At 70.9% G+C, this 24,799-nt stretch carries 24 protein-coding genes; 15 read left to right on the top strand and 9 right to left on the bottom strand.

Annotated features, from left to right (window positions below):
• Positions 1–24 precede the first annotated feature (24 nt).
• The 3 genes from KLO01_RS00505 to KLO01_RS00495 are packed head-to-tail and all read right to left on the bottom strand — an operon-like array spanning position 25 to position 3,339.
• Entirely contained in the window at positions 25–1,407 is a 1,383-nt protein-coding gene (locus tag KLO01_RS00505) for an NAD(P)/FAD-dependent oxidoreductase (RefSeq protein WP_147061783.1), read from the bottom strand.
• Between the two features lie 13 nt (positions 1,408–1,420).
• Positions 1,421–2,866 carry an aspartate aminotransferase family protein gene (locus KLO01_RS00500; protein WP_147061600.1) on the bottom strand — a complete coding sequence of 482 codons (1,446 nt, stop codon included), beginning with the start codon at positions 2,864–2,866 and terminating at the stop codon, positions 1,421–1,423.
• A complete protein-coding gene (locus KLO01_RS00495; protein ID WP_147061599.1) occupies positions 2,863–3,339 on the bottom strand; it encodes an Lrp/AsnC family transcriptional regulator in 477 nt (158 codons plus the stop codon). The genes KLO01_RS00500 and KLO01_RS00495 overlap by 4 nt, the downstream gene beginning before the upstream one ends.
• Before the next feature lie 197 nt (positions 3,340–3,536).
• On the opposite strand from KLO01_RS00495, the gene KLO01_RS00490 reads away from it, so the two are divergent.
• Genes KLO01_RS00490 through KLO01_RS00460 form a run of 7 tightly spaced genes read left to right on the top strand, consistent with a single transcriptional unit; the run spans position 3,537 to position 12,036 of the window.
• Positions 3,537–4,985: a gamma-aminobutyraldehyde dehydrogenase gene (locus tag KLO01_RS00490; RefSeq protein WP_147061598.1), complete on the top strand. Its 1,449-nt coding sequence runs from the start codon at positions 3,537–3,539 to the stop codon at positions 4,983–4,985.
• Positions 4,986–5,020: 35 nt separating this feature from the next.
• Positions 5,021–6,268, top strand: a complete 1,248-nt coding sequence (locus tag KLO01_RS00485) for an ABC transporter substrate-binding protein (protein WP_147061597.1) — start codon at positions 5,021–5,023, stop codon at positions 6,266–6,268.
• Positions 6,268–7,530: an ABC transporter ATP-binding protein gene (locus KLO01_RS00480; RefSeq protein WP_147061596.1), complete on the top strand. Its 1,263-nt coding sequence runs from the start codon at positions 6,268–6,270 to the stop codon at positions 7,528–7,530. The genes KLO01_RS00485 and KLO01_RS00480 overlap by 1 nt, the downstream gene beginning before the upstream one ends.
• Positions 7,527–8,444 (top strand): ABC transporter permease, encoded by a 918-nt coding sequence (locus KLO01_RS00475; protein WP_147061595.1) that lies wholly within the window; start codon positions 7,527–7,529, stop codon positions 8,442–8,444. Before KLO01_RS00480 ends, KLO01_RS00475 begins: the two co-directional genes overlap by 4 nt.
• Positions 8,441–9,253 (top strand): ABC transporter permease, encoded by an 813-nt coding sequence (locus KLO01_RS00470; protein ID WP_147061594.1) that lies wholly within the window; start codon positions 8,441–8,443, stop codon positions 9,251–9,253. Before KLO01_RS00475 ends, KLO01_RS00470 begins: the two co-directional genes overlap by 4 nt.
• Before the next feature lie 7 nt (positions 9,254–9,260).
• Positions 9,261–10,547 carry a saccharopine dehydrogenase family protein gene (locus tag KLO01_RS00465; protein WP_147061593.1) on the top strand — a complete coding sequence of 429 codons (1,287 nt, stop codon included), beginning with the start codon at positions 9,261–9,263 and terminating at the stop codon, positions 10,545–10,547.
• Between the two features lie 25 nt (positions 10,548–10,572).
• Positions 10,573–12,036, top strand: coding sequence for an NAD-dependent succinate-semialdehyde dehydrogenase (locus tag KLO01_RS00460; protein ID WP_147061592.1), 1,464 nt, complete (start codon positions 10,573–10,575; stop codon positions 12,034–12,036).
• A gap of 135 nt (positions 12,037–12,171) precedes the next feature.
• Here KLO01_RS00460 and KLO01_RS00455 read toward each other — a convergent pair whose 3' ends face one another.
• Positions 12,172–13,563 (bottom strand): ABC transporter permease, encoded by a 1,392-nt coding sequence (locus KLO01_RS00455; protein WP_147061591.1) that lies wholly within the window; start codon positions 13,561–13,563, stop codon positions 12,172–12,174.
• On the bottom strand, positions 13,560–14,333 hold the full coding sequence (locus KLO01_RS00450) for an ABC transporter ATP-binding protein (protein ID WP_147061590.1): 774 nt from the start codon (positions 14,331–14,333) through the stop codon (positions 13,560–13,562). The genes KLO01_RS00455 and KLO01_RS00450 overlap by 4 nt, the downstream gene beginning before the upstream one ends.
• Positions 14,334–14,434: 101 nt before the next feature.
• Between KLO01_RS00450 and KLO01_RS00445 the strand changes: the two genes are divergently transcribed.
• Positions 14,435–14,860, top strand: a complete 426-nt coding sequence (locus KLO01_RS00445) for a hypothetical protein (RefSeq protein WP_147061589.1) — start codon at positions 14,435–14,437, stop codon at positions 14,858–14,860.
• Here KLO01_RS00445 and KLO01_RS00440 read toward each other — a convergent pair.
• The 4 genes from KLO01_RS00440 to KLO01_RS00425 all read right to left on the bottom strand — a co-directional run bounded on the left by KLO01_RS00440 (position 14,857) and on the right by KLO01_RS00425 (position 18,579).
• On the bottom strand, positions 14,857–15,504 hold the full coding sequence (locus KLO01_RS00440) for a response regulator (protein WP_147061588.1): 648 nt from the start codon (positions 15,502–15,504) through the stop codon (positions 14,857–14,859). The genes KLO01_RS00445 and KLO01_RS00440 overlap by 4 nt on opposite strands.
• Positions 15,501–16,706, bottom strand: a complete 1,206-nt coding sequence (locus tag KLO01_RS00435; protein WP_147061587.1) for a sensor histidine kinase — start codon at positions 16,704–16,706, stop codon at positions 15,501–15,503. The genes KLO01_RS00440 and KLO01_RS00435 overlap by 4 nt, the downstream gene beginning before the upstream one ends.
• Positions 16,707–16,793: 87 nt before the next feature.
• Complete coding sequence (locus KLO01_RS00430) at positions 16,794–17,651, bottom strand: phage tail tip lysozyme (protein ID WP_246135978.1); 858 nt, start codon at positions 17,649–17,651, stop codon at positions 16,794–16,796.
• 64 nt (positions 17,652–17,715) lie between these two features.
• Positions 17,716–18,579, bottom strand: a complete 864-nt coding sequence (locus KLO01_RS00425; protein WP_147061586.1) for a peptidoglycan-binding protein — start codon at positions 18,577–18,579, stop codon at positions 17,716–17,718.
• 168 nt (positions 18,580–18,747) lie between these two features.
• Here KLO01_RS00425 and KLO01_RS00420 point away from each other — a divergent pair, with 168 nt between their 5' ends.
• The 7 genes from KLO01_RS00420 to ispG all read left to right on the top strand — a co-directional run bounded on the left by KLO01_RS00420 (position 18,748) and on the right by ispG (position 24,745).
• Entirely contained in the window at positions 18,748–19,242 is a 495-nt protein-coding gene (locus KLO01_RS00420) for a guanyl-specific ribonuclease (RefSeq protein ID WP_147061585.1), read from the top strand.
• On the top strand, positions 19,242–19,586 hold the full coding sequence (locus KLO01_RS00415) for a barstar family protein (protein ID WP_147061781.1): 345 nt from the start codon (positions 19,242–19,244) through the stop codon (positions 19,584–19,586). Before KLO01_RS00420 ends, KLO01_RS00415 begins: the two co-directional genes overlap by 1 nt.
• Before the next feature lie 41 nt (positions 19,587–19,627).
• A complete protein-coding gene (locus KLO01_RS00410) occupies positions 19,628–20,227 on the top strand; it encodes a TIGR03086 family metal-binding protein (protein ID WP_147061584.1) in 600 nt (199 codons plus the stop codon).
• A 22-nt stretch (positions 20,228–20,249) separates the two neighbouring features.
• On the top strand, positions 20,250–20,783 hold the full coding sequence (locus KLO01_RS00405) for an acyl-CoA thioesterase (protein WP_222611899.1): 534 nt from the start codon (positions 20,250–20,252) through the stop codon (positions 20,781–20,783).
• A complete protein-coding gene (gene dxr / locus KLO01_RS00400; protein ID WP_147061582.1) occupies positions 20,780–21,970 on the top strand; it encodes a 1-deoxy-D-xylulose-5-phosphate reductoisomerase in 1,191 nt (396 codons plus the stop codon). Before KLO01_RS00405 ends, dxr begins: the two co-directional genes overlap by 4 nt.
• An 87-nt stretch (positions 21,971–22,057) precedes the next feature.
• The gene (locus tag KLO01_RS00395; protein WP_147061581.1) at positions 22,058–23,422 is read left to right on the top strand and encodes a M50 family metallopeptidase; all 1,365 of its coding nucleotides are present in this window, start codon (positions 22,058–22,060) and stop codon (positions 23,420–23,422) included.
• Positions 23,423–23,584: 162 nt separating this feature from the next.
• The gene (gene ispG / locus KLO01_RS00390; protein WP_147061580.1) at positions 23,585–24,745 is read left to right on the top strand and encodes a flavodoxin-dependent (E)-4-hydroxy-3-methylbut-2-enyl-diphosphate synthase; all 1,161 of its coding nucleotides are present in this window, start codon (positions 23,585–23,587) and stop codon (positions 24,743–24,745) included.
• Positions 24,746–24,799 lie beyond the last annotated feature (54 nt).

The raw sequence follows: 24,799 nt of genomic DNA, 5'->3' as shown, positions 1-24,799 counted from the left end.
CCGACTCTAGGTCGCGGGGCGGCGTCAGTGACCGGTGAGGGCCGAGAGCGCGCGCCCGAGGACCGCCGGTCGCCGGGTGATCGACTCCTCTCGGTCCGCGGCGTTCGCGAGGAGCAGCCCCGCGTTGATGCCGAGCCACCGCAGAGGCTCGGGCTCCCACCGTGGGCTGCGGTGGCCGACCCAGGGCAGCTCGGTGAGTGGGGTGCGGCGACCCAGGACGAGGTCGGTCAGGGTGCGGCCGGCGAGGTTCGTCGCGGCGACACCGTCCCCGACGTAGCCACCGGCCCAGCCCAGGCCCGTCCCGGCGTCGTACCCCACGCTGGGGTGCCAGTCGCGGGCGATGCCGAGCGGGCCACCCCATGCGTGCGTGAAACCCACGTCACCCAGCTGGGGCAGCAGGTCGCGCAGCGCGTGACGGAGCCCGGTGAAGACCCGGTCGTCGTGGTCCTGGGCCGGGGTGATGCGCGACCCGAAGTGGTAGGGCGCCCCGCGGCCACCGAAGACCAGCCGGCCGTCGACGGTGCGCTGCCCGTAGGTGATGACGTGGCGGTGCTCGCTGAACACCTCGCCGTCGCGCAGCCCGATGGCGTCCCACATCGGCGCGCTGAGCGGCTCTGTGGCCACGACGAGGGAGTAGACCGGGGCGACGGTGCGTCGCTCGGTGGGGAGTGCGGCGGTCCAGGCCTCGGTGCCCCGCAGGACGTGTCGTGCCTCGACGACCTGCCCCTGGGTGGTGGTGACCCGGCCGGGCTCGATCCGCGCCACCCGCACGCCCTGGTGGATTCGTGCGCCCTGCCGCGTGACGCCGCGCGCGAGACCGTCCACGAGCCGGCGCGGGTGCACCCGGGCGCAGTGGGGGTTGAACGTGGCGCCGTGGAGCTGCGTCGCGGCCAGGTGCTCACGGGTCTCTGCCGCACCGAGCCACCGCGTGCCCGTGCCCCACTCCTGCGACAGCATGACCTCGGCCCGGGCGCGCCGGGCCTGTGCTGCCGTCCGGGCCAGGACGAGCGCGCCACCCTTGCGGAAGCCACAGTCGATCCCGAGCGAGTCGGCAGCCCGTCCGACCTCGTCGACCGTGTCCCGCAGGGCGGCCAGCATCGCCAGCGTCGCCGTCCGCCCGCTGCGTCGGGCCAGAGTCTCGGGGCCGACCGGCCACAGCGCCGACACCCAGCCACCGTTGCGGCCACTGGCACCGAACCCCACGTGCTCGGCCTCGAGCACGACGACGTCCAGGCTCGGCGCGGCGCTCAGCAGGTAGTGCGCCGTCCACAGCCCGGTGAAGCCGGCGCCGACGATGACGACGTCGGCGGACGTGGGCACGCCGGACACGTGGGCGAGAAGCGGGTCCTGCTGTGCGGCATACGATCTCGGCGTCGCGGGGTCCCACCACAACGGGTCTGTGCCCATGGTCACGCGCTGGTCAGAGGTGCTTCTCGGCGTCCTTGAGGACCGAGCGCAACCGGCTCTCGATGTCGTCGAACTCGGTCTGCCCGATGATGAGCGGCGGGGCGAGCTGGATCACGGGGTCCCCCCGGTCGTCGGCGCGGCAGTAGAGCCCGGCCTCGAAGAGCGCCTTGGAGAGGTAGCCGCGCAGCAGCCGTTCGGACTCGGCGTCGTCGAACGTCTCCCGGGTCTCCTTGTCCTTGACCAGCTCGATGCCGTAGAAGTAGCCGGCGCCACGCACGTCACCCACGATCGGCAGGTCGAGCAGCCGGTCCAGTGTGGCCCGGAAGCGAGGGGCGTTCTCCCTCACGTGGTCGTTGAGACCCTCCCGGTCGAAGATGTCGAGGTTGGCCATCGCGACCGCCGCGGAGACGGGGTGCCCACCGAAGGTGTAGCCGTGGGGGAAGGTCGTCGTCCCGGTCTTGAACGGCTCGAAGAGGCGGTCGCTGGCGATCATCGCGCCGATGGGGGAGTAGCCCGAGGTCATGCCCTTGGCGCAGGTGATGATGTCGGGCACGTAGGTGAAGTCGTCGCAGGCGAACATCGAGCCGATGCGGCCGAACGAGCAGATGACCTCGTCGGAGACGAGCAGCACGTCGTACTGGTCGCAGATCTCGCGCACCCGCTCGAAGTAGCCGGGGGGCGGGGGGAAGCAGCCGCCGGAGTTCTGCACCGGCTCGAGGAACACGGCGGCCACGGTGTCGGGGCCCTCGAACTCGATGGCCTCGGCGATGCGGTCGGCGGCCCAGCGACCGAACGCCTTGTCGTCGTCGCGAAGGTGCTCGGGAGCGCGGTACTGGTTGGTGTTCGGGACCTTGAACGCGCCCGGCACCAGAGGCTCGAACATCTCCTTGGCGCCCGGGATCCCGGTGATCGACAGGGCTCCCTGGGGCGTGCCGTGGTAGGCGATGGCCCTGCTGATGACCTTGTGCTTGGACGGCTTGCCGGTGAGCTTGAAGTACTGCTTGGCGAGCTTCCAGGCGGTCTCGACCGCCTCGCCACCGCCCGTGGTGAAGAAGACGCGGTTGAGGTCACCGGGCGCGCCGGCCGCGAGCCTCTCGGCGAGCTCGATGGCCTTGGGGTGCGCGTAGGACCACAGCGGGAAGAACGCGAGCTCCTTGGCCTGCCGGGCCGCGGCCTCGGCCAGCTCGTCGCGCCCGTGGCCGACCTGGACGACGAACAGGCCGGCGAGGCCGTCGATGTACTCGCGGCCCTTGTCGTCCCAGATCCGGTGTCCCTCACCGCGAACGATGATGGGCACCGGGCTCGAGTCGTAGAGCGGGGAGTGCCGCGTGAAGTGCATCCACAGGTGGTCGCGTGCCGCATCGGCGTATGCCGTGCCGGCGGGCGTCCTCGCGGTCTCGGGCGGGGACGTGGTCCCGGAGCCGTGGGTCGAGCTGGGCGTGGAGCTGGTCGTGGTCATCGCGTACCCCAGTTGTAGTGCTGCTTGTTGAGTTTGAGATAGACGAGCGTCTCGGTGGTGCGGACGCCGGGAACGACGCGGATCCGGCGGGTGACGATCTCGAGCAGCTGCTCGTCGTCCTCGCAGACGACCTCGGCGAGCAGGTCGAAGGACCCGGCGGTGGTCACGAGGTAGGACACCTCGGGCATCTCGCTGATGGCGTCCGCCACCGGGAAGACGTCGCCGTCGACCCGGATGCCGATCATCGCCTGCCGCCGGAACCCGACCTGGAGGGGGTCGGTGACGGCGACGATCTGCATGACCTCCTGGTCCAGGAGTCGCTGAACCCGTTGTCGCACAGCGGCTTCGGACAGGCCGACCTTCTTGGCGATGGCCGAGTACGCGCGTCTTCCGTCCTCCTGCAGCTGCTCGATGATCGCCTTCGCGATGTCATCGAGCCGCGTGTCGGTCGGGGTGCTCGCAGTGGGGGCCACGCGGCCATGGTGCCGCTCCGTCCCCACAGATGCAAGCAGGTGGCGACGGATTCCGTTGATTCTGGGCGTACAACCTTCGGATCCATGACAAATCTTCGGAAGAAGCGGTTGAAATCTGCTGTCGCGGGCCTACAGTGCAGGAACGCACCTGCATCGGCACCCAGCCGACGTCCTGCATTGGAGTGTCTGTGACCGCCATGACCACCAGTCCTCGCGTCCTCCGCAACTTCATCGGAGGCGAGCACGTCGACGCGCAGACCGATGCCCGGTCCGAGCTCGTCAGCCCCGTCACGGCCCAGGTCGTGGCCACGGCCCCGGTCTCGGGGGAGGCCGACGTCGACGCGGCCTACACCGCCGCGAGCAAGGCCTTCGAGGAGTGGGGTCAGACCACTCCGAGCGAGCGGCAGCAGGCGCTGCTCAGGCTCGCCGACGCCATCGAGCGACGGTCCGACGAGTTCGTCCGGCTCGAGGCAGAGAACACCGGCAAGCCGTGGGCGCTCACCGCGAGCGAGGAGCTGCCCCCGGCCATCGACCAGATCCGCTTCTTCGCCGGTGCCGCCCGTGTCCTCGAGGGCAAGTCGGCCGGTGAGTACCTCAAGGGTCACACCAGCTGGATCCGGCGCGAGCCCATCGGCGTCGTCGGGCAGGTCACGCCGTGGAACTACCCGCTGATGATGGCGGTCTGGAAGATCGCGCCGGCGCTGGCCGCGGGCAACACCATCGTCCTCAAGCCCTCGGACACGACACCCGAGACCACGCTCCTCCTCGCCGAGATCGCCTCGGAGTTCCTCCCGCCGGGCACGTTCAACGTCGTCACCGGCGACCGCGACACGGGCCGGGCCCTCGTCGAGCACCCGACGCCGTCCCTCGTCGCGATCACCGGGTCCGTCCGCGCGGGCACGCAGGTGGCGGGCAGCGCCTCGCACCAGGTCAAGCGGGTGCACCTCGAGCTCGGGGGCAAGGCGCCGGTGGTCGTGTTCGACGACGCCGACATCGAGGCGGCCGTCGAGGGCATCGCAGTCGCCGGCTACTTCAACGCCGGCCAGGACTGCACCGCCGCGACCCGGGTGCTCGTCGCCCCGCGGATCCACGACGACTTCGTCGCCGCCCTCGCGGAGTACGCGCGCTCCTCGGCCAAGGTCGGCCTGCCCGACGACGAGGACGCCCTCCTCGGACCGGTCAACAACGTCAGCCAGCTCGAGCGGGTGCAGGGGTTCATCGACCGGCTCCCCGGACATGCCAGCGTCGCGGCCGGGGGCAACCGCCGCAGCGACCTCGGCGACGGCTACTTCCTCGAGCCGACGGTCCTGTCCGGGCTCCGACAGGACGACGAGGCGATCCAGGACGAGATCTTCGGGCCGGTCATCACCGTCCAGCAGTTCAGCGACGAGGCCGAGGCGATCCGGTGGGCCAACGGGGTCGACTACGGGCTGGCGTCGAGCGTGTGGACCAAGGACTTCGGCCGGGCCATGCGGATGACCAAGGCGCTGGACTTCGGCTGCGTCTGGGTCAACACCCACATCCCGATCGCCGCCGAGATGCCCCACGGGGGGTTCAAGCGCTCCGGCTACGGCAAGGACCTCTCGCTCTACGGCCTCGAGGACTACACCCGCATCAAGCACGTCATGGCCAACATCGAGTCCTGAACCCGACCCGACAACCCACCCTGAGGGACACGCCGATGAAGCCCCTGCCTCCACCCGCCGACCCCGCCACCCGGCACCTCGTCGACGCCGCGCGGCGCACGGCGCGCGGCTCGCTGTCGCGACGCGGTCTGCTCGGCGGCGCGCTGCTGGGGGCGGGAGCCACCGCGCTCAGCGCCTGCGCCCCGCCCGCGCCACCGGCTGCCGGCGGGTCCACCGCGCCCGCGCTGCCCGAGGACCTGTCGGCGACAGAGAAGACGGTCGACTTCGCCAACTGGACGGCATACCTCGACTACGACGAGGACACGAAGAAGTACCCGACGCTGGAAGCCTTCATCGCCGCCACCGGCATCACGGCGACGTACTCCGAGGACATCGACGACAACGACACCTACTTCAACAAGATCGCCCCCCAGCTGCGGGCCAAGCAGGACATCGGCAAGGACATCTTCGTGTTCACCGACTGGATGGCCAACCGGGTCATCCGCGACCAGCTGTGCCAGCCGCTCGAGCTCATCCGGATGCCGCACGCCGCGAACCTGCTCGACTCGCTCAAGGACGTCTCGTTCGACCCCGGCCGGCAGCACAGCCTCACCTGGCAGAGCGGCTTCGGTGGCATCGGCTACGACCGCAGCAAGGTCGGGCGCGACCTCAAGTCCATCGACGACCTGTGGGCCGACGACCTCAAGGGCAAGGTCGTCGTGCTCAGCGAGTTCCGCGACACCCTCGGGCTCATCATGATGAGCCAGGGCGTCGACATCTCGCGGGACTTCGGCAAGGCGCAGTTCGAGGCCGCCGTCGCCGAGATCGACAAGCGCATCAGCGACGGCTACATCCGGCGGGTCAAGGGCAACTCCTACATCGAGGACCTCAAGTCGGGCAACGCCATCGCCGGGATCGTCTGGAGCGGCGACCTCTTCGTGCTGCGCGCCGAGACCGAGAACGACAGCTGGCAGTTCCAGATCCCCGAGAGCGGCGGCACCCTGTGGAGCGACAACATGATGATCCCGATCACGTCGCGCCACCGTCGCAACGCGATGGCGCTCATGGACTACTACTACCAACCTGAGGTGGCGGCGCAGGTCGCGGCGTACGTCAACTACGTCTGTCCCGTCCAGGGCGCCCAGGCCGAGATGGAGAAGATCGACCCCGAGCTCGCCAAGAGCCCGTTCATCTTCCCGAGCGAGTCCTACATCAAGGACAACAACATCCTGGGCTTCAGGGCTCTCAAGCCCCAGGAGGACGCCGACTACGGCGCCGCCTGGGCGAAGGTGGTGGGCAACTGATGGGCCTCTTCTCCGGCGCACAGGGCAAGGCCGCCAGGGGCTTCCGCGAGGCCCAGGGCGACCTCCACATCGACGGCGTCACCAAGGTCTTCACCGACTTCACCGCCGTCGACGACCTCACCCTCGACGTGCCCCGCGGCTCGTTCTTCGCGCTCCTCGGGCCCTCCGGCTGCGGCAAGACGACGACCCTGCGCATGGTCGCCGGTCTCGAGCAGCCCACGAGCGGGCGGATCCTCATCGGTGACACCGACCTCACCGGGTCACGACCCTACGAGCGCCCCGTCAACACGGTGTTCCAGAGCTATGCCCTCTTCCCCCACCTCACCGTGCGCGACAACGTCGCCTTCGGGCCCAAGCGCCGGGGCGAGTCCGACGCGCTCAGGCTCGCCGACGAGGCGCTCGAGCTCGTGGAGATGACCCGCTTCGCCGGCCGCAAGCCCGGTCAGCTCTCGGGTGGCCAGCAGCAGCGCGTCGCCGTGGCGCGGGCCCTCGTCAACCGTCCGGAGGTGCTCCTGCTCGACGAGCCGCTCGGTGCCCTCGACCTCAAGCTGCGGCGCCAGATGCAGGTCGAGCTCAAGGGCATCCAGACCGAGGTGGGTCTGACCTTCATCCACGTCACCCACGACCAGGAGGAGGCCATGACGATGGCCGACACCGTCGCGGTGATGAACCTCGGACGGGTCGAGCAGATGGGGCACCCCGAGGTCCTCTACGACCTGCCCCGGACGACGTTCGTGGCCAACTTCCTCGGGCAGTCCAACCTCGGCAACGGCCGCGTCGTCGACACCGACGGTGACGACCTCGTCGTCGAGGTCGCCGGCACGACGGCGCGGATCCCGAAGGCCCGCAGCACGGTCAGCAGTGGGGCGGTCACCTTCGGCGTGCGCCCCGAGAAGGTGCGGATCTCCGACGAGCGCCCCCGGGACGCCGGCAACGACGTGCGGGCCACCGTGGTCGACGTGAGCTTCACCGGGGTCGCCACCCAGTACCTCGTGACGGTCCCGTCGGGCAGCACGTGGATGGTCTACGAGCAGAACCTCGACGTCGAGCGCAACCACCTGCGCCCGGGTGACGAGGTCTGGCTCGAGTGGAGCTCCGGGCACGCCTTCGGGGTTGCCACGGACGACGACGCGGCCGCCTCGGGCACCGCGGCGGCGGCTCCCGACGACGCGGACGCTCCCGACGACACGGACGCTCCCGACGACGCGGACGCTCCCGGGGACCCCACCGCGCGACCCGCCGCGAGCGTGGACGCGCCGTGACCGCGGGGGTCGCTCACGTCGCCGGGGCCGGGCCGGACCTGCCCGACCCGGTGCCGAGCGCGGGACGCACACGGTCGCTCACGGCATACCTGCTTCTCCTCCCGGGTGCGCTGTGGCTCATCGTCTTCTTCGTCGTGCCGCTCGCCCAGCTCTTCACCGTGTCGCTGCAGTCGGGCTTCCCGGGCTATCCCGGCTACTACTACCGCGACGTGAACTTCGGCACCTACGCGAGTGCGCTCACCGAGTTCGCCGGCCACTTCGGGCGTTCCCTGCTGTATGCCGGCCTGGCCACGCTGTTCGCGTTCGTCCTCGCCTACCCGCTGGCCTACGCGATGGCGTTCCGGGCCGGTCGGTGGCGCAACTTCATGATGATCTGCGTCATCGCGCCGTTCTTCACCTCGTTCATCCTGCGGACCATCGCGTGGCGCCAGATCCTCGCCGACAACGGGCCGGTGGCGGACACGCTCACCTTCCTGCACCTGCTGCCCGGGGGGCGGATCACCGAGACGTGGATGGCCGTCGTCGCCGGTCTGACCTACAACTTCCTGCCGTTCATGGTGCTCCCGATCTACGCCTCGCTGGAGCGGGCCGACGCGCGGGTCATCGAGGCGGGGGGAGACCTCTACGCCAACGGCTTCACGACCTTCCGCACGGTCACGCTGCCCATGTCGATGCCGGGCGTCATCGCCGGCACGCTGCTCACCTTCATCCCGGCCGCCGGGGACTACGTCAACGCCGAGCTGCTCGGGTCCGACCGCAGCACCAAGATGGTCGGCAACGTCATCGAGAGCCAGTTCTTCAAGGTGCTCGGCGGGTTCCCGACGGCGGCCGCCCTCTCGTTCACCCTCATGGCGATCATCCTCGCGATGGTCTTCCTCTACATCCGGCGCTTCGGGACGGAGGAGCTGCTGTGAGCACCGTCAAGGACTGGGTGCGCACGCGGTTCGCGATGATCTCCGCGATCCTCGTCCTGCTCTACCTCTTCGTCCCCGTCGCCTACACGTTCGTGTTCTCCTTCAACGACTACCGCAAGTCCAACATCGTGTGGAACTCGGCGGCGGGCCCGACGCTCAAGCACTGGAAGGACCCGTGCGGCGCGCCCGGCGTGTGCGACGCCCTGCTCACCTCGATCCAGATCGGGGCCATCGCGACGGTGGTGGCGACGGTCCTCGGCACCATGCTCGCCTTCGCCCTCGTACGGCACCGCTTCCGGGGCCGGGCGACGAGCAACGTGCTCATCTTCATCCCGATGGCCACGCCCGAGATCGTGCTCGGCGCAAGCCTGCTCACGATCTTCGTCCAGGGGTTCTCGCGGTTCGGGCTGCGACTGGGGTTCTGGACCATCGTCATCGCGCACATCATGTTCTGCATCAGCTTCGTGGTGGTGACGGTCAAGGCGCGCCTGCAGAGCCTCGACCCTCGCCTCGAGGAGGCGGGACAGGACCTGTATGCCGGTCCCGGGGGGACGTTCTGGCGGGTCACCTTCCCGCTCGTGCTGCCCGGCATCGTGGGTGCGGCGATGCTCGCGTTCTCGCTCTCCTTCGACGACTTCATCATCACGAACTTCGTGTCCGGGGACGAGACGACGTTCCCGAAGTTCGTCTATGTGTCCTACCTGCGCGGAATCCCCGCTCAGGCCAACGTGATCGGCTTCTCGATGTTCGTCATTGCCGTGGCCCTCGTGGTCGCCGGGCAGACCATCGGCAACGCCCGTCGGAAGTAGGAGCGGTATGCGCATCCTCATGGTCGGTGCCGGTGGTGTGGGCGACGCAGCGGCGCGCATCGCCGTCGCCCGGGACTTCTTCGAGCTGTTCGTCGTCGCCGACTACGACCTCGCCCGTGCCGAGGCGACCGTCGCGGCAGCCGTCGCCCGTCGCGAGGGTGAGTCGCGGTTCGTGGCGGCCCGGGTCGACGCGTCGGACGAGGCCGCCGTGACCGCGTTGGCGCGTGAGCACGACGCCACCCACGTCTTCAACGCCGTGGACCCACGCTTCGTCATGCCGATCTTCCGAGGGGCCCTGGCCGCCGGCGCGGGCTACCTCGACATGGCGATGAGCCTGTCCCGGCGGCACGCCACCGAGCCCTATGCGCGCACCCACGTCAAGCTCGGTGACGAGCAGTTCGCGATGGCAGGGGAGTGGGAGGCGTCCGGACAGCTGGCGCTGCTCGGGATCGGGGTAGAGCCCGGTCTGTCGGACGTCTTCGCGCGCTATGCCGCCGACCACCTGTTCTCGCGCATCGACGAGATCGGGACCCGGGACGGCGCCAACCTCGCGGTCCACGACGACGACGGCAACGAGACCTTCGCTCCCGGCTTCTCGATGTGGACGATCATCGAGGAGTGCCTCAACCCACCCGTGGTGTGGGAGCGCGAGCGGGCGGTCGCGGCCGACGGCACCTTCGACCGCGACGCCGGCTTCTTCACGCTGCCGGCCTTCAGCGAGCCGGAGGTCTTCGACTTCCCCGAAGGCATCGGGCCGGTGGAGTGCGTGCACGTCGAGCACGAGGAGGTGCTGCTCATGCCGCGCTGGCTCGACGCCGGGCGCGTGACGTTCAAGTACGGCCTGGGTGACGAGCTCATCACCATCCTCCGGACGCTGCACACCCTCGGCCTCGACCGCACCGACCCGGTCGACGTCAAGGGGGTGGCGGTGTCACCGCGAGACGTCGTCGCAGCGGTCCTGCCCGACCCGTCGAAGATCGGCCCCCGGATGAAGGGCAAGACGTGTGCCGGGGTGTGGGTCACCGGGCTCGGCAAGGACGGCCAGCCGCGGAGCACCTACCTCTACCACGTGTCGGACAACGAGGAGACGATGCGCGACTACGGCGCCCAGTGCGTCGTGTGGCAGACCGCCGTCAACCCGGTGGTGGCGCTCGAGCTCATCGCCGACGGCACCTGGTCCGGCGCCGGGGTGCTCGGGCCGGAGGCGTTCGACGCGGTGCCCTTCCTCGACCTGCTCAAGGCTCCCCAGCCGGAGGGCTACGGCTCTCCCTGGGGCATCCAGGAACGTGCCTGACCAGGGCGATGGCTAGAGTCGGGTCATGGCGGCAGTGACGCAGAAGTCGGTCCTCTCCTCGGTCCCCACCCAGCTGTTCATCGGCGGGCAGTGGCGGAGCTCGCTCAGCGAGACCACGTTCCCCGTGCACGACCCGGCCACCGGGAGCGTCCTCGTCGAGGTCGCCAACGGCACCGTGGCCGACGGCACGGCCGCTCTCGACGCAGCCGTTGCGGCACAGGCGGACTGGGCCGCGACCGCACCACGTGACCGCGGTGAGATCCTGCGCCGAGCGTTCGAGCTGCTCACGTCGCGCGCCGACGAGTTCGCGATGCTCATGACCCTCGAGATGGGCAAGCCGCTCGCCGAGTCACGGGGCGAGGTGGCCTACGCGGCGGAGTTCTTCCGGTGGTTCAGCGAGGAGGCCGTGCGCATCCACGGCCGGTATGCCGTGAACCCTGCGGGTGGTTCGCGTCTCCTCACGATGCAACGACCGGTCGGCCCGACGTTCATGATCACGCCGTGGAACTTCCCGCTCGCCATGGGCACCCGCAAGATCGGCCCGGCGGTCGCCGCCGGCTGCACGATGGTGGTCAAGCCCGCGCACGAGACACCCCTGTCGATGCTCGCCCTCGCCGCACTGCTCGAGGAGGCAGGCCTGCCGGCGGGCGTGCTCAACGTCGTGACGACCTCGGACACCGCCGTCGTCTCCGAGCCGATCATCCGTGACCCCCGGCTGCGCAAGCTCACCTTCACCGGGTCCACGGCCGTGGGCAAGCGCCTCGTCGAGCAGTCCGCCGAGCAGCTGCTGCGCGTCTCGATGGAGCTCGGCGGCAACGCCCCCTTCCTCGTCTTCGAGGACGCCGACCTCGACGCCGCCGTCGAGGGAGCGATGCTCGCCAAGATGCGCAACATCGGCGAGGCCTGCACGTCGGCCAACCGGTTCCTCGTCCACGAGTCGGTGGCGCAGGACTTCGGCCAACGGCTCGCTCGCCGCATGGGCGCGCTCACCGTCGGCAAGGGCACCAAGGCCGGCGTCCAGGTCGGGCCGCTCATCACCGACAAGGCGCGAGAGGGTGTCCACGAGCTCGTGCAGGACGCGGTCGACCGCGGCGCGCGGCTGCTCACCGGTGGCGACCGGGTCGCCGGCCGCGGGCACTTCTACGCGCCCACCGTGCTCGTCGACGTGCCCGCGGGAGCGCGCGTGCTCGGCGAGGAGATCTTCGGACCGGTCGCCCCCATCACGACCTTCTCCGACGACGCCGACGCCGTGCGCCAGGCCAACGCCACCGAGTACGGCCTCGTCGCCTACGCCTACACCCGCGACCACGCCCGGGTGCTCCGGGTGAGCGAGGCGCTCGAGTTCGGCATGGTCGGGATCAACACCGGCATCGTGTCCAACGCGGCCGCCCCCTTCGGTGGGGTGAAGCACTCCGGGTTCGGGCGCGAGGGCGGGTTCGAGGGCATCTCCGAGTACCTCGAGACCACCTACGTCTCCCTCAACCCCTGACGCCAGCCACACCGCCACAGGCCGAGGTCCGGCCGGACCTCCCTCCCGCAACTGATTGCCCCACCGCGCGCGCGGTGGGGCAATCAGTTGGGGAGGGGCCCGCGCGGTGGGGCAATCAGTCGTGGGTCGGGTGCGTCAGGTGTCGATGCGCAGGGCCTCGACGGGAGCGACAGCCACGGCCCGACGGGCCGGACCCTGCGAGGCGACGAGGACGAGCACGACGCCGGCCGCGGCGACGACGAGAAGGACCGCGAACGGCATACCCCAGACCAGGCCCTCGGTCGGTGCGCCGATGAGTGCCTGGGCGCCCGCGGAGCCGTAGACGAGACCGAGCACGATCCCGAAGAGCACCGCCGACGCCGACAGGGCGACCGACTCCTTGGTGATCATCGTCCGGACCTGGCGCCGGGTGAACCCGAGGCAGCGCAGCAGGCCGATCTCGCGGTGACGCCGGATGACGCTCAGCGACATCGTGCTGACGAAGCCGACGGCGGCGATGACCGACGAGATGACGATGATGCACACGAGCACCGTCCCTGTCACCGCCAGGGCACGCTCGGCCTCGTCCCGCTGGCCGGGGTCGAGCTCCCACGACGCCACGCTGGCCTGCAGGGCCGACATCCCCGAGGCGAAGGTCGTCACGAGGGTGACGCCGATGACGAGCCCCATCGTCGAGCGGGTGGTCCGCAGCGGATCGAGGAGCGCGTTGCGCCGGGCGACGACGCTCGCGGGGTCGGCGCCGAGGGTGCGGCTGAAGGTCGCGACGACCCTCGGGATGACGAACCGCGCACCGACGAGGAACCCGGTGCCGGAGCCGGCCGCACCGAGGAACGCGAGCACGAAGCCCGCACCCGGGTTCGACTCGCCGAGCACGGCGCCGAGCGCCAGCACGAGCAGTCCGCCGACGATGCCGACCACGGCCGTCAGCGCACGCAGGACAGAGGACCGGAGCGTCGCGGGGGTGTGCGCCGCGGTCCCGGCGAGGGCGACCGCGGGGGAGACCCGCAGGACACCTCGCGAGCCCACCCACCCGGCGACCGTCGCCGACGCGCTGATCGCCGCGAACGCCACGAGCAGCTGCGGGCTGAACCACGCGTATGCCGCGTGGGGCAGGGTGCCACGTGACACGAGCACGGCCCGCACGGCGTGCGTGAGGCCGGTGCCGAGGAGCAGTCCGACGAGCGCACCACCGGCCCCGACACCGGCCGTGCCGCGCATCACCGACGAGCGCAGCTCCCGGCCGCGCGCCCCGAGCAGGCGGAGCAGGGCGATGTGGCGCAACCGTCCGGAGACGACCGTGTCGACCGCGCCGACGATGACGATCGCGCCGACGTAGAGCGCGATGAGGACGAACACGCCCGCGACGATGCCGAGGAGGAGCCCGACCGAGCCGCCCGACTCCTCGCTCATCGTCGTGAGGATCGACGACGTCGTGATGAGCGTCGCGGCGTAGGCGCCGCACAGCCCGGCGACGAGGGCGACCGTGCCCAGCTCGCGCAGGCTGCCGAGGACGAGGTTGCGCCTCATGCCGCACCGACCTCGAATCCGATGAGCAGGTCCGAGATCTCCTGTGGTGTCAGGGACCCGTGGTCACCGACGAGCCGGCCGTCGGCGATGACGAGGATCCGGTCGGCGTACGACGCCGCCACCGGGTCGTGGCTCACCATGGCGATCGTCTGGCCGTACTCACGGGCGGCGGTGCGCAGCAGCGTGAGCACCTCGCGCGAGGAGCGCGAGTCGAGGTTCCCGGTGGGCTCGTCCGCGAAGATCACCGCGGGGCGCGAGGCGAGGGCACGGGCGATGGCGACCCGCTGCTGCTGGCCGCCGGAGAGCTCGCTCGGGCGGTGCTCGATGCGTTCGCGCAGGCCGAGCGTGTGGACGAGGTGGTCGATCCACTGCTGCTGCTCGGCGTCGACCCGGCGTCCGGCGAGCTCGAACGGCAGGAGGATGTTCTCCCGGGCCGAGAGCGTCGGCACGAGGTTGAAGGCCTGGAACACGAAGCCGATCTCGTTGCGCCGCAGCGTCGTCCGGGCATCGTCGTCGAGGTGGGTCATCGGCGCGCCGGCGAGGGTCACCTCGCCGCTGGTGGCGTCGTCGAGTCCGGCGGCGACGTTCATGAGGGTCGACTTGCCCGAGCCCGACGGACCCATGATCGCGGTGAACCCTCCGCGGTGGATGTCGACGGTGACCTCGTCGAGGGCGGCCACCCTGCCGACGCCCTCGCCATAGATTCGGGACACGCGCCGCAACGACACGACCGGCTGAGTTCTGCTGTGCTGCACTGCTCCTGATGTCATGCCGTCGATTCTTCGCGCAGGGACGTCTTGGCACATCGGCCTCCGGGGCGATCCTGCGTCCGTCGAGCGATGTATGCCGGAGAGTCCGTACGCTGACCGTCATGAGTGACGCCACGGGTACCCCGTCCATCGACTCCCTCGCGGAGGTCGTCCGGACCTCGGGCGCCGACGTCGACGCCCAGAGCGCGCTCTGGGGTGCGATGTTCGGGCTCGACAAGTGGTGGTTCATCGCGCGCGGGACCCTGCCGGACGTCTCGCCGGTCGTCGGGGTCGTCGACGGTGTGCCCTCCCTGCTCGCGTTCACGTCGGGCGCCCGTGCGCGCGAGTGCGCCCTCACCATGGGGTTCGCCGAGGAGAAGGCCGGTCAGGCGCTCGCCGTCGCGCCGCAGAGCGTGCTCGAGACCACCGACCACCTCATGTCGCAGGGAGTGCAGCGGCTCGTCGTGGACCAAGGGGTGCTCGGGTTCTTCGCGCCGCTGGGACAGCTCCGCCCGATCGCCGAGTTCGTCGCGCAGTCGCGCGGCTAGAGCAGCCCGTGCTCGTACGCGTAGACGACGAGCTGGACCCGGTCGCGCAGCGCGAGCTTGGTGAGGATGCGTGACACGTGCGTCTTCACCGTGGCCTCCGACAGGAACTCGGCGGCGGCGATCTCGGCGTTCGACAGGCCCTGGGCGGCCCGGAGCAGGATCTCGCGCTCGCGTGGCGTGAGCCGCTCGTAGTCGGCGCCGGTCGCGTTCGTCGCGCGCCGGCGGAACCTCTCGAAGACGGCCCGGGTCGCGCCCGCCGCGACCACCTGGGTGCCCTCGGCCACGGTGCGGATCGCTGCGAGCAGCAGCTCGGGCCGGGTGTCCTTGAGGATGAAGCCGGACGCGCCGGCCTCGATGGCGTCGGCAGCGAGCTCGTCGAGGTCGAAGGTCGTGAGCACGAGCACCTTGGGGGCGTCCGCGCCGAAGCGGGCGAGGATCCGGCGGGTGGCCTCGACCCCGTCCACGCGCGGCATCCGAACGTCCATGAGGACGACGTCGGGACCGACGTCCTCGACGAGGGCGACCGCCTCGTCGCCGTCACCTGCCTCGCCCACGACCTCGAGGTCGTCCTGGCTCGCGACGACCATGGCGATGCCGGCGCGGAAGAGCGACTGGTCGTCGACGAGGGCGACCCGGATCGTCATGCGCGGGCCGTCCCGTCGTGCGCCGACGTCGAGGACGACGAGGACGACGAGGACGTCGGGAGGTGCGCCTCGACGCGCCAGACGTCGCCGTCGCGGCCGGCCGAGAACGTCCCGCCGGCCACGTGCGCCCGCTCGGACATGCCGACCAGCCCGTGCCCGCCTGCGCGAGGCTCCTCGGGAGCGGGTCCGATCGAGTTGGTCACGGTGAGACGGTAGCCGTCGGTCCAGTCGACCTGGACGTCGACGGGCCGGCTCAGGTCACCGTGCTTGAGCGCGTTGGTCAGCGCCTCTCCGAGGAGCCGGTATGCCGTGAGCGCGACGAGCGGGGACCCGTCCGGGGTGCCGTGCTCGGCCAGGCGGAGGTCCATCCCGGAGGCATGCATCCGTTCGACGAGCGCCGTCTGCTGGGCGGAGCCGGGAGTGCTCGGCTGGAGGGCGGGGTCGCGCAGCTGGGCGACGATCGTGCGCAGGTCCCCCATGGCGGCCCGGGCCGTCTCACCGATGACCTCGAGCGCACGCGCGGCGTCAGCAGGGCTGTCCTGCAACGCATAGCGCGCGCCGTCGCTCTGTGCGGCGACCACGGCCCAGGAGTGCGCGACGACGTCGTGCATGTCGGCCGCGATCCGCAGCCGCTCCTGTTCGATGTCGTAGAGCTCGGTCACCCGGCGGCGCTCCACGGCCTCGATCCGGGCGTCGATGCGTGCCTGGACGGACTGCCGCTGCTGCCAGCGCAGGTAGCCCCAGGCCCACCCGCCGAAGCAGAACACCGCGGCCGTCGAGCCGAGCGCCACGGCCATGACGACGCGGCGCCCGGTCCCGAACTCGCTCGCCCCACCGAGCGCCCCGTAGGTCGCCGCACCGACGACTGCGACGGCCGCGGCGACCAGCCCGAACCGCCGGGCCGCAAGGTCGCGGTGCGAGCCGAGCGTCGCGAAGAGGACGGCATACGCGGTCGTGGCGAGGTAGGCGATCCCGGGTGCGATCACCTGGGCGAGGGACCCGGCGACCGCGAACGCCGACATGAGCTGCCACGAGACACGACGCACGCCAAGCGCGACCGCGAGCAGGACCGTCGCCGCGGCGGCGCCGGCGCCGATGCTCACGTGGATCGCGAACATCACGAGGCCGAACAGGAGGGCGACGGCGACGTCGAAGAGGAGCTGGCGTCGCGTCGGCCTCTCGTCCCCCCACACGTCGCTCACCCGTCAAGGGTAGGTCGACCGCGGTGCGGGGTCGTCCGCCGCACGAGTGACCGGCATACCTCTCAAGAGGTATGCCGGTCGGTCGCCTCACGCGTAGGCGTTGTAGACCTGCTGGGCGTAGCGCACGCGGGTGGCGTGTTGGCAGTCGCCGCAGATCTCGAACTTCGACTCGAACGCCCGGACCGCGGCATCGATGGTCGTCGCAGCCCTGAGCGTGGACTTGCCGTAGCCGGGGAAGGTGTTGAGCTCGTAGGTGATGAACTTCAGCTGGAGGCTGAGGGACCACACCGACTGGCCCTGCTGGGCGGCGTACCAGACCGCGTTGTCGTTGGCGTAGCGGTCCCACCGACCGCCGACGCTCCACTGTGCGATGCCGCGACCGGCGCCCCCGGGCTGGCTGGCCCTCGGGTCGATGCTGCTGCCGGACTCCTGCATGAGGTTCCCGACGATGCCGGCGGCCTGCACCTTGGTGTAGCCCCCGCTGACGAAGTGGTTGAACGCCGCCTGCTGGTTGTTGAGCGAGAAGCCGTGCGAGGCGTTGTTGTTCTTGAGCGCCGCGATGAGGTTCGCCCGCCCCCCGGCGGGGATGGTCTGCGAGGTGCCCTGGTAGTCGCTGTTGTAGTAGACGGTGACGGGCTTGCTGGAGCGGTTGTAGACGGACGCGGCGTTGTTCTTGACGCAGATCCCCTTGCCGTTGCCGGCGCCCTTGAACTCGTAGCAGCTCGGCTGGGTGGCGCCGTAGTCGCCGATCGACCCGGTGAAGTCGGAGACCGACCCGGCCTGGTCGCTGTTGTAGTAGTAGCAGAACTCGCCGTCGTTGCAGACGCCGTCGCGTCCGGCGGCCTGGGCGGCCGAGGGCAGGGCGATGCCGGACAGGATCATGACGAGGGCGGCTAGCGGTGCGAGGAGGAACGACGTGCGACGGACGGGACGGCGGGTGCTCATGGACTCTCCTGAGGACGGACTGCGACGTGGATGAGTGGCGGGGGGCGGCCGACCCGGTGGGGGCCTAGGCCCGGTTGCGGAGGTACTGCTCCCAGGTGACCTTGGTGACCTGCGGCCCGTCGTCGGCGGCGTTGTTCGCCAGGCCGTTGCGGCCCTCGTAGTACGCGCCGACCTGCTTCTGCGCGGCCAGTGAGAGGTCGGTGTCGTTGGTGGCGACCGCGTGGATGTGCCAGGGCCAGCTGCCCTGGCTCGGGCTGCGCAGCCACGCGGCGAACCCGACCCGGCGCAGCGCCGTGACGGCTGCCGTGCGCTGCTGGGCGGTCAGGGCCTCGGCGTCGAGGTCGGCGGTGCCGCCACCGTCGTGGGTCCCGCTGGAGGTCGGGTCGACGCCGGGGGAGTAGGAGCCCTGCTCGACGACGAACGCCTTGCCGGCGAGGACGCGTGCCTCGGCGAGCATCGCGACCGTCCGAGAGTTGAACGGGAAGCCCTGGAACGTCGTCCGCGACCCGGGCGTGACCGGGCGGCTCACCGAGAACCGCTGGGCGCCGAGGGACGTGAGCGACGCCTTGCCGGGCAGGCCCGTGGCACCCAGCCCGGTGTAACCCAGCGACCGCTGCCACGAGGCGTATGCCGTGCGGGTCACGGTCCCGAAGTGGCCGTCGACGTACTGCCCGTCGAGGAAACCCCGTGCGACGAGCGCCTGCTCGACGAGGGTCACGCTCGGCCCGGCCCCGGCGGTGATGCCGGTGCCGCTCTTCACCGGATCCCAATGGGCGGCGAGGAGGACCTCCTCCATGTCGACCGCGGGCAGGGCCGCGCTCGCGGGCCGGGCCCCGACCGCCGCGAGCACCGCGGCCCCCGAACCGGCGAGGAAGACCCGCCGCCCGAGTGGTGCTCGTGGGCTGCCGGACCTCGTCACATCGATCATGCGGACCTCATCACTCGTGGGCTGCGGGGATGACTGGGAGCGTGCGAGGCGGTGCTGCGATTCCACTGCGAAAGCGCTGCGGGTGCGTGGCGCCGCCGTCGAGCCGCCGTCGAGCCGCCGTCGAGCCGCCGTGGCGCCCTCCGTGACGGGGACGCCGGACCGGGCACAATGGCGGGCGTGACCCCACCCGTGGCCGGACGCCGCTCGAGCCTCACGTGGCTCGTGCCGCTCTTCGTCGCGGTGCTCGTCGTCGGGCTGTGGTGGGCCGCGAACCGCAACGGGTCGGGCGCGACGGACGGTGACCAGGGCGCGCGGGCGACGGCGACGGCGCGACCCAGCCCCACGGCATACCCCTCGGTCCTCGGGACGCCCGACTCGGGACTGGACACGGTCGCGGAGTCGCGCCTGCCCCGGGAGGCCCGGGCGACGCTCGAGCTCGTCCGCGCGGGAGGGCCCTACCCGTACGACCAGGACGACAAGACCTTCCAGAACCGCGAGGGCATCCTGCCCGAGCAGAGACGCGGCTACTACCGCGAGTACACCGTCCTGACACCGGGATCGGACGACCGCGGCGCCCGCCGGATCATCAGTGGCAGCGCGGGCGACCGCTATTGGACCGACGACCACTACGACAGCTTCCGGCAGATCAAGGAGGGCCAGTGATGCGCGTGCTCGGTGCGCAGGTCGACCTCGACGGACTCGTCGCCGACGCCGTCGAGGAGGGCCGGCAGGTCCAGGTCGTGCGCGGCCGGGCGACGAAGTCCGAGACGCTCGAGGCCTTCTCGGAGGCGCTCAACTTCCCCGAGTGGTTCGGCATGAACCTCGACGCCCTCGCGGACTGCCTCGACACCCTCGCCCGTGAGAGCGAGGGGGAGTGGGAGATCGTCTGGGACGAGGCGGCCGCCCTGCGCCGGGAGGACCCGCGCGCGGCGACCGGCATCGAGTCGGTCCTCGCCGAGCTCGACGAGGAGCACCCGAGCGTCCACGTCACCATCATCGAGCGCTGACGACGAGCGGGATGTCGCACGCCTGTGGGACGGTGACGGGCATGGAGACACCGGCGAACCTCCCCGACCTGGCATCGGCCGCGCAGCGGCTCAGCGACGTCGTCCGCGACGTCCACGACTCCCAGCTCGACGACCTCACGCCCTGCGAGGGTCGCACCGTCTCGCAGCTCCTCGCGCACCTGCACGGCCTGACCCAGGCGTTCCGGGCCAGCGCCGACAAGGAGCTCGGGCCGCTCACCGACACCAACCCGGACCAGCAGGGATGGCCGCAGGCCTCTCCCGGGTGGCGCGAGGAGGTCCCCCGGCACGCGGGCCGGCTCGCCACGGCATGGCAGCGACCCGAGGCGTGGACCGGCATGACCCGGGCCGGTGGGTTCGACGCACCCGCCGAGGTCATGGGCGTGGTGGCGCTGAGCGAGATCGTCCTGCACGGCTGGGACCTCGCCCGGGCGACCGGGCAGGAGTTCGTGCCCGACGACCCGAGCGTCGCGGTGCTCACCTCCTACGTCGAGGGGTTCGACCCGAGCGGGACACCCGGCATGTTCGGCCCTGCGGTCGACGTGAGGTGGGCGACCGACTTCGACCGGGTGCTGGCCCGCACCGGTCGCGACCCGGGCTGGCAGGCGCCCGGGCCGGGCTGAGCACGCTGGCAGGATGGGGGGTGTGACGACACCCAGCGAGACCCGCGTCAACCTCTCCCAGATCATGAGCACGACCGAGGCCAACCTCCTCGGCAACATCCACGGCGGAGTCCTCATGAAGGCGGTCGACAGCACCGCCGGCGTGGTCGCGAACCGCTATGCGGGTGGGCCCGCGGTCACCGCGGCGCTCGACGAGATGACCTTCCTCACCCCGGTGCGCGTCGGCGACATCCTGCACACCAGCGCCCAGCTCAACTGGGCCGGACGCTCGTCGATGGAGGTCGGAGTGCGCGTCGAGGTCGACCGGTGGGACGCCATCACCGAGCGCACCCACGTCGCCAGCGCCTATCTCGTATTCGTCGCGCTTGACGAGCAGGGCCGGACCAAGCCGGTCCCGGGGCTCGACCTCGAGACGGCGGAGGAGCGACGTCGCTTCCGCGAGGCCCAGATCCGCCGCGAGCACCGGCTGTCGCGCCGTGCTGCGATCGAGGCCTCGCGAGAGGTCGGCGCCGTCGGCACCGCGGGCGCCCCGGGCACCGCCGGGGGTGGCGCATGAGCGCCCGCACCGTCTCGCTCATCGGCTCGACCGGCTCGATCGGCACGCAGGCCCTCGACGTCATCGGCCGCAACCGTGACCGCTTCACCGTCACCGCGATCAGCGCCGGCGCCAACATCGACCTCGTCGCCCGCCAGGCCGTCGACTTCGAGGTGCCCCTCGTCGCCGTGGCCTCCGGCACGGTCGAGGACGTGCGCTCCGCGATCGGTGCGTATGCCGCGAGGCTGGGGCTCACGGCATACGCGCCCGAGATCGTGGTCGGGGACGAGGCCGCCGTGACCGCCGCCGGCAACGGTGCCGACGTCGTCCTCAACGGCATCACCGGCTCGATCGGGCTGCGGCCCACGCTCGCCGCGCTCGCCGCGGGCTCGACGCTGGCGCTGGCCAACAAGGAGTCGCTCATCATCGGCGGCGACCTCGTGAAGCGGGCCGCGAAGCCCGACCAGATCGTGCCGGTCGACTCGGAGCACTCGGCGATCGCCCAGTCGCTGCGTGGCGGTCGCGCCGAGGAGGTGCGGCGGCTCGTCGTCACCGCGAGCGGCGGCCCGTTCCGGGGTCGCACGCGCGCCGAGCTCGCGGACGTCACCCCCGAGCAGGCCCTCGCGCACCCGAACTTCTCGATGGGCCGGGTCATCACGACGAACTCGGCGACCCTGGTCAACAAGGGGCTCGAGGTCATCGAGGCGCACCTGCTCTTCGACATCCCCTTCGACCGGATCGACGTCGTCGTCCACCCGCAGCAGCAGATCCACTCGATGGTCGAGTTCCGCGACGGCTCCACGATCGCCCAGCTCGGCCCGCCGCGGATGCTCGTGCCGATCGCCCTCGGGCTGTCCTGGCCCGAGCGGCTCGACGACGTCGACGAGCCGTGCGACTGGTCGAGGGTGCAGTCGTGGGACTTCGCGCCGCTCGACGACGAGGCGTTCCCCGCCGTGCGGCTGGCGCGACAGGTGGGCGAGGCCGGCGGGACGTTCCCGGCCGTCTACAACGCCGCCAACGAGGTCGCGGTCGACGCCTTCCACGAGGGCCGGATCGGCTTCGTCGACATCGTCGACGCCGTCGAGCGGGTCGTCGACGCGCATGCCGGAGCGCATACTGGGAGTGATTTCGACGCGTCGACCGTTGAGGGAGTGCTCAGCGCAGACGTCTGGGCCCGGGGGCAGGCCGCCACCGAGCTCGGCATCTGAGCCCGCTCGCACCGCCACGCACCGGTTGGCACCGCACCACCCGCACCGCCGCACCACCCGCACCCTGCTGGAAGGCACGCAGACTCCATGACCGTTCTCGCTTACATCGTGGGCGTCCTCGTCCTCGCCGTCGGGGTGGGCGCCTCGATCGGCCTGCACGAGATCGGCCACCTCGTGCCGGCGAAGAAGTTCGGTGTGCGCGTGACCCAGTACATGGTGGGCTTCGGGCCGACCGTGTGGTCGCGCCGCCGCGGTGAGACCGAGTACGGCATCAAGGCGATCCCGCTCGGCGGCTACATCCGGATGATCGGCATGTTCCCGCCGCGGCCGGGCGAGGACCCGACCAAGGTCCGCGTCTCCTCGACCGGCCGGTTCAGCCAGCTCGCCGACGAGGCGCGCAAGGCCTCGCTCGAGGAGCTGCGCCCCGGTGACGCCGACCGCGTCTTCTACCGGCTGCCGGTGCACCGCAAGATCATCATCATGCTCGGCGGGCCGTTCATGAACCTCGTCATCGGCACCGTGCTCCTCACGACCCTCGTCACCGCCCACGGCATGCTCGCCGTGCAGGACGGCGCCCGGGTCGCCGCCGTCGCCCAGTGCGTCAAGAGCGCCGACGCGGCCCAGACCGACCCGAGCTGCGCGGGCGCGCCCGACACCCCGGCCAACGCCGCGGGCATCCTCCCGGGCGACGAGATCCGCACGATCAACGGCGTCTCGGTCAAGACCTCGGCCGACGTGGGCCGCATCGTGCGCCCGCGCGTGGACCAGCCGACCGAGGTCGTCGTCGTCCGTGACGGCGCCGAGCGCACCCTGTCGGTCACCCCGATCCTCAACACGCTCCCCGCCTACGACGACCAGGGCCAGCCGATCCTCGGCGCCGACGGCAAGCAGAAGGTCATCGAGACCGGCTACCTCGGCATCAGCTCGTCGGCGGTCCTCGACTACGAGACGCAGCCGGTCACCGCCGTGCCCGGGATCATCGGCGAGAACCTCTGGCGCACCGCCAGCGCCATCGTCCGCATCCCGCAGAAGATGGTCGGTGTCTGGAACGCCGCCTTCTCTGGCAAGGAGCGCGACGTCGAGAGCCCGATCTCGGTCGTCGGTGTCGGCCGGGTCGCCGGTGACGTCTCGGCGGGCAAGCTCGACAACATCGTGGGGGAGTCGTGGGGTGACAAGGCCTGGTTCCTCGTCATGCTCATCGCCTCGCTCAACTTCATGCTCTTCGTCTTCAACCTCATCCCCCTGCTGCCCCTCGACGGCGGCCACGTCGCGGGCGCGATCTGGGAGGGCCTCAAGAAGGGCTGGGCGCGGATGCGCGGCAACCCCGACCCCGGTCACGTCGACGTCGCGAAGGCCCTTCCCGTCGCGTATGCCGTCTCGCTGGGCCTGCTCGTCATGTCGGCGCTGCTCATCTACGCCGACATCGTCAACCCCATCGACCTCGGCGGCTGACGCCATGGCGCGGCCAGCATTATCGGGTGACCCGATAATGCTGTGCTCGACCCGAGGTGCCGACGCGGGTCCAGCGACACGAACTCGGGTCGAGTGGCGTCCCGAGCGCTCGGTGAGGGTGCGCGGACACGGGACGTCACGGCATACCGGATAATGGGTGACATGACTGTTGGTCTCGGTATGCCGTCCCTGCCAGCCCCCGTGCTCGCGCCGCGTCGCAAGACCCGCAAGATCAAGGTCGGCAAGGTCGAGGTCGGCGGTGACGCCCCCATCTCGGTGCAGTCGATGTGCACGACCCCGACGACCGACATCAACGCCACGCTCCAGCAGATCGCCGAGCTCACCGCCGCCGGCTGCGACATCGTGCGCGTCGCGTGCCCGAGCCAGGACGACGCCGAGGCGCTGCCGGCCATCGCGCGCAAGTCGCAGATCCCGGTGATCGCCGACATCCACTTCCAGCCCAAGTACGTCTACGCCGCGATCGACGCGGGCTGCGCCGCCGTGCGCGTCAACCCGGGCAACATCCGCCAGTTCGACGACCAGGTCGGCGAGATCGCCAAGCGGGCCAAGGCCGCCGGTGTCTCGATCCGGATCGGCGTCAACGCGGGCTCGCTCGACAAGCGGCTCCTCGAGAAGTACGGCAAGCCCACCGCCGAGGCTCTCGTCGAGTCGGCCGTCTGGGAGGCGAGCCTGTTCGAGGAGCACGACTTCCACGACTTCAAGATCTCGGTCAAGCACAACGACCCGGTCGTCATGGTCAAGGCCTACGAGCTGCTCTCCGAGCGCGGCGACTGGCCGCTGCACCTCGGTGTGACCGAGGCCGGGCCGGCGTTCCAGGGCACGATCAAGTCGGCGACCGCGTTCGGGGCGCTGCTCTCCAAGGGCATCGGCGACACCATCCGCGTCTCCCTGTCGGCTCCGCCGGTCGAGGAGGTCAAGGTCGGCAACCAGATCCTGCAGTCGCTCAACCTCAAGCCGCGCAAGCTCGAGATCGTCTCGTGCCCCTCGTGCGGCCGCGCGCAGGTCGACGTCTACACGCTGGCCGAGCAGGTCACCGCCGGGCTCGAGGGCATGACCGTCCCGCTGCGCGTGGCCGTCATGGGCTGCGTCGTCAACGGTCCCGGTGAGGCGCGTGAGGCCGACCTCGGTGTCGCGTCCGGCAACGGCAAGGGCCAGATCTTCGTCAAGGGCGAGGTCATCAAGACCGTGCCCGAGAGCCAGATCGTCGAGACCCTCATCGAGGAGGCCATGCGCATCGCCGAGGAGATGGGCGAGCCGGTCGACGAGGAGTCCGCGGGCGCCCCGAGCGTCACCGTCAGCTGACCCGTCGCCCCGGCGGGTGACGGCGTCCTGACCCGGTCGGGGCCCGCCGGCGGG

The organism is Knoellia locipacati (assembly GCF_007992835.1).
Lineage (GTDB): Bacteria > Actinomycetota > Actinomycetes > Actinomycetales > Dermatophilaceae > Knoellia > Knoellia locipacati.
This window is presented reverse-complemented; position numbering and strand designations above follow the sequence as displayed.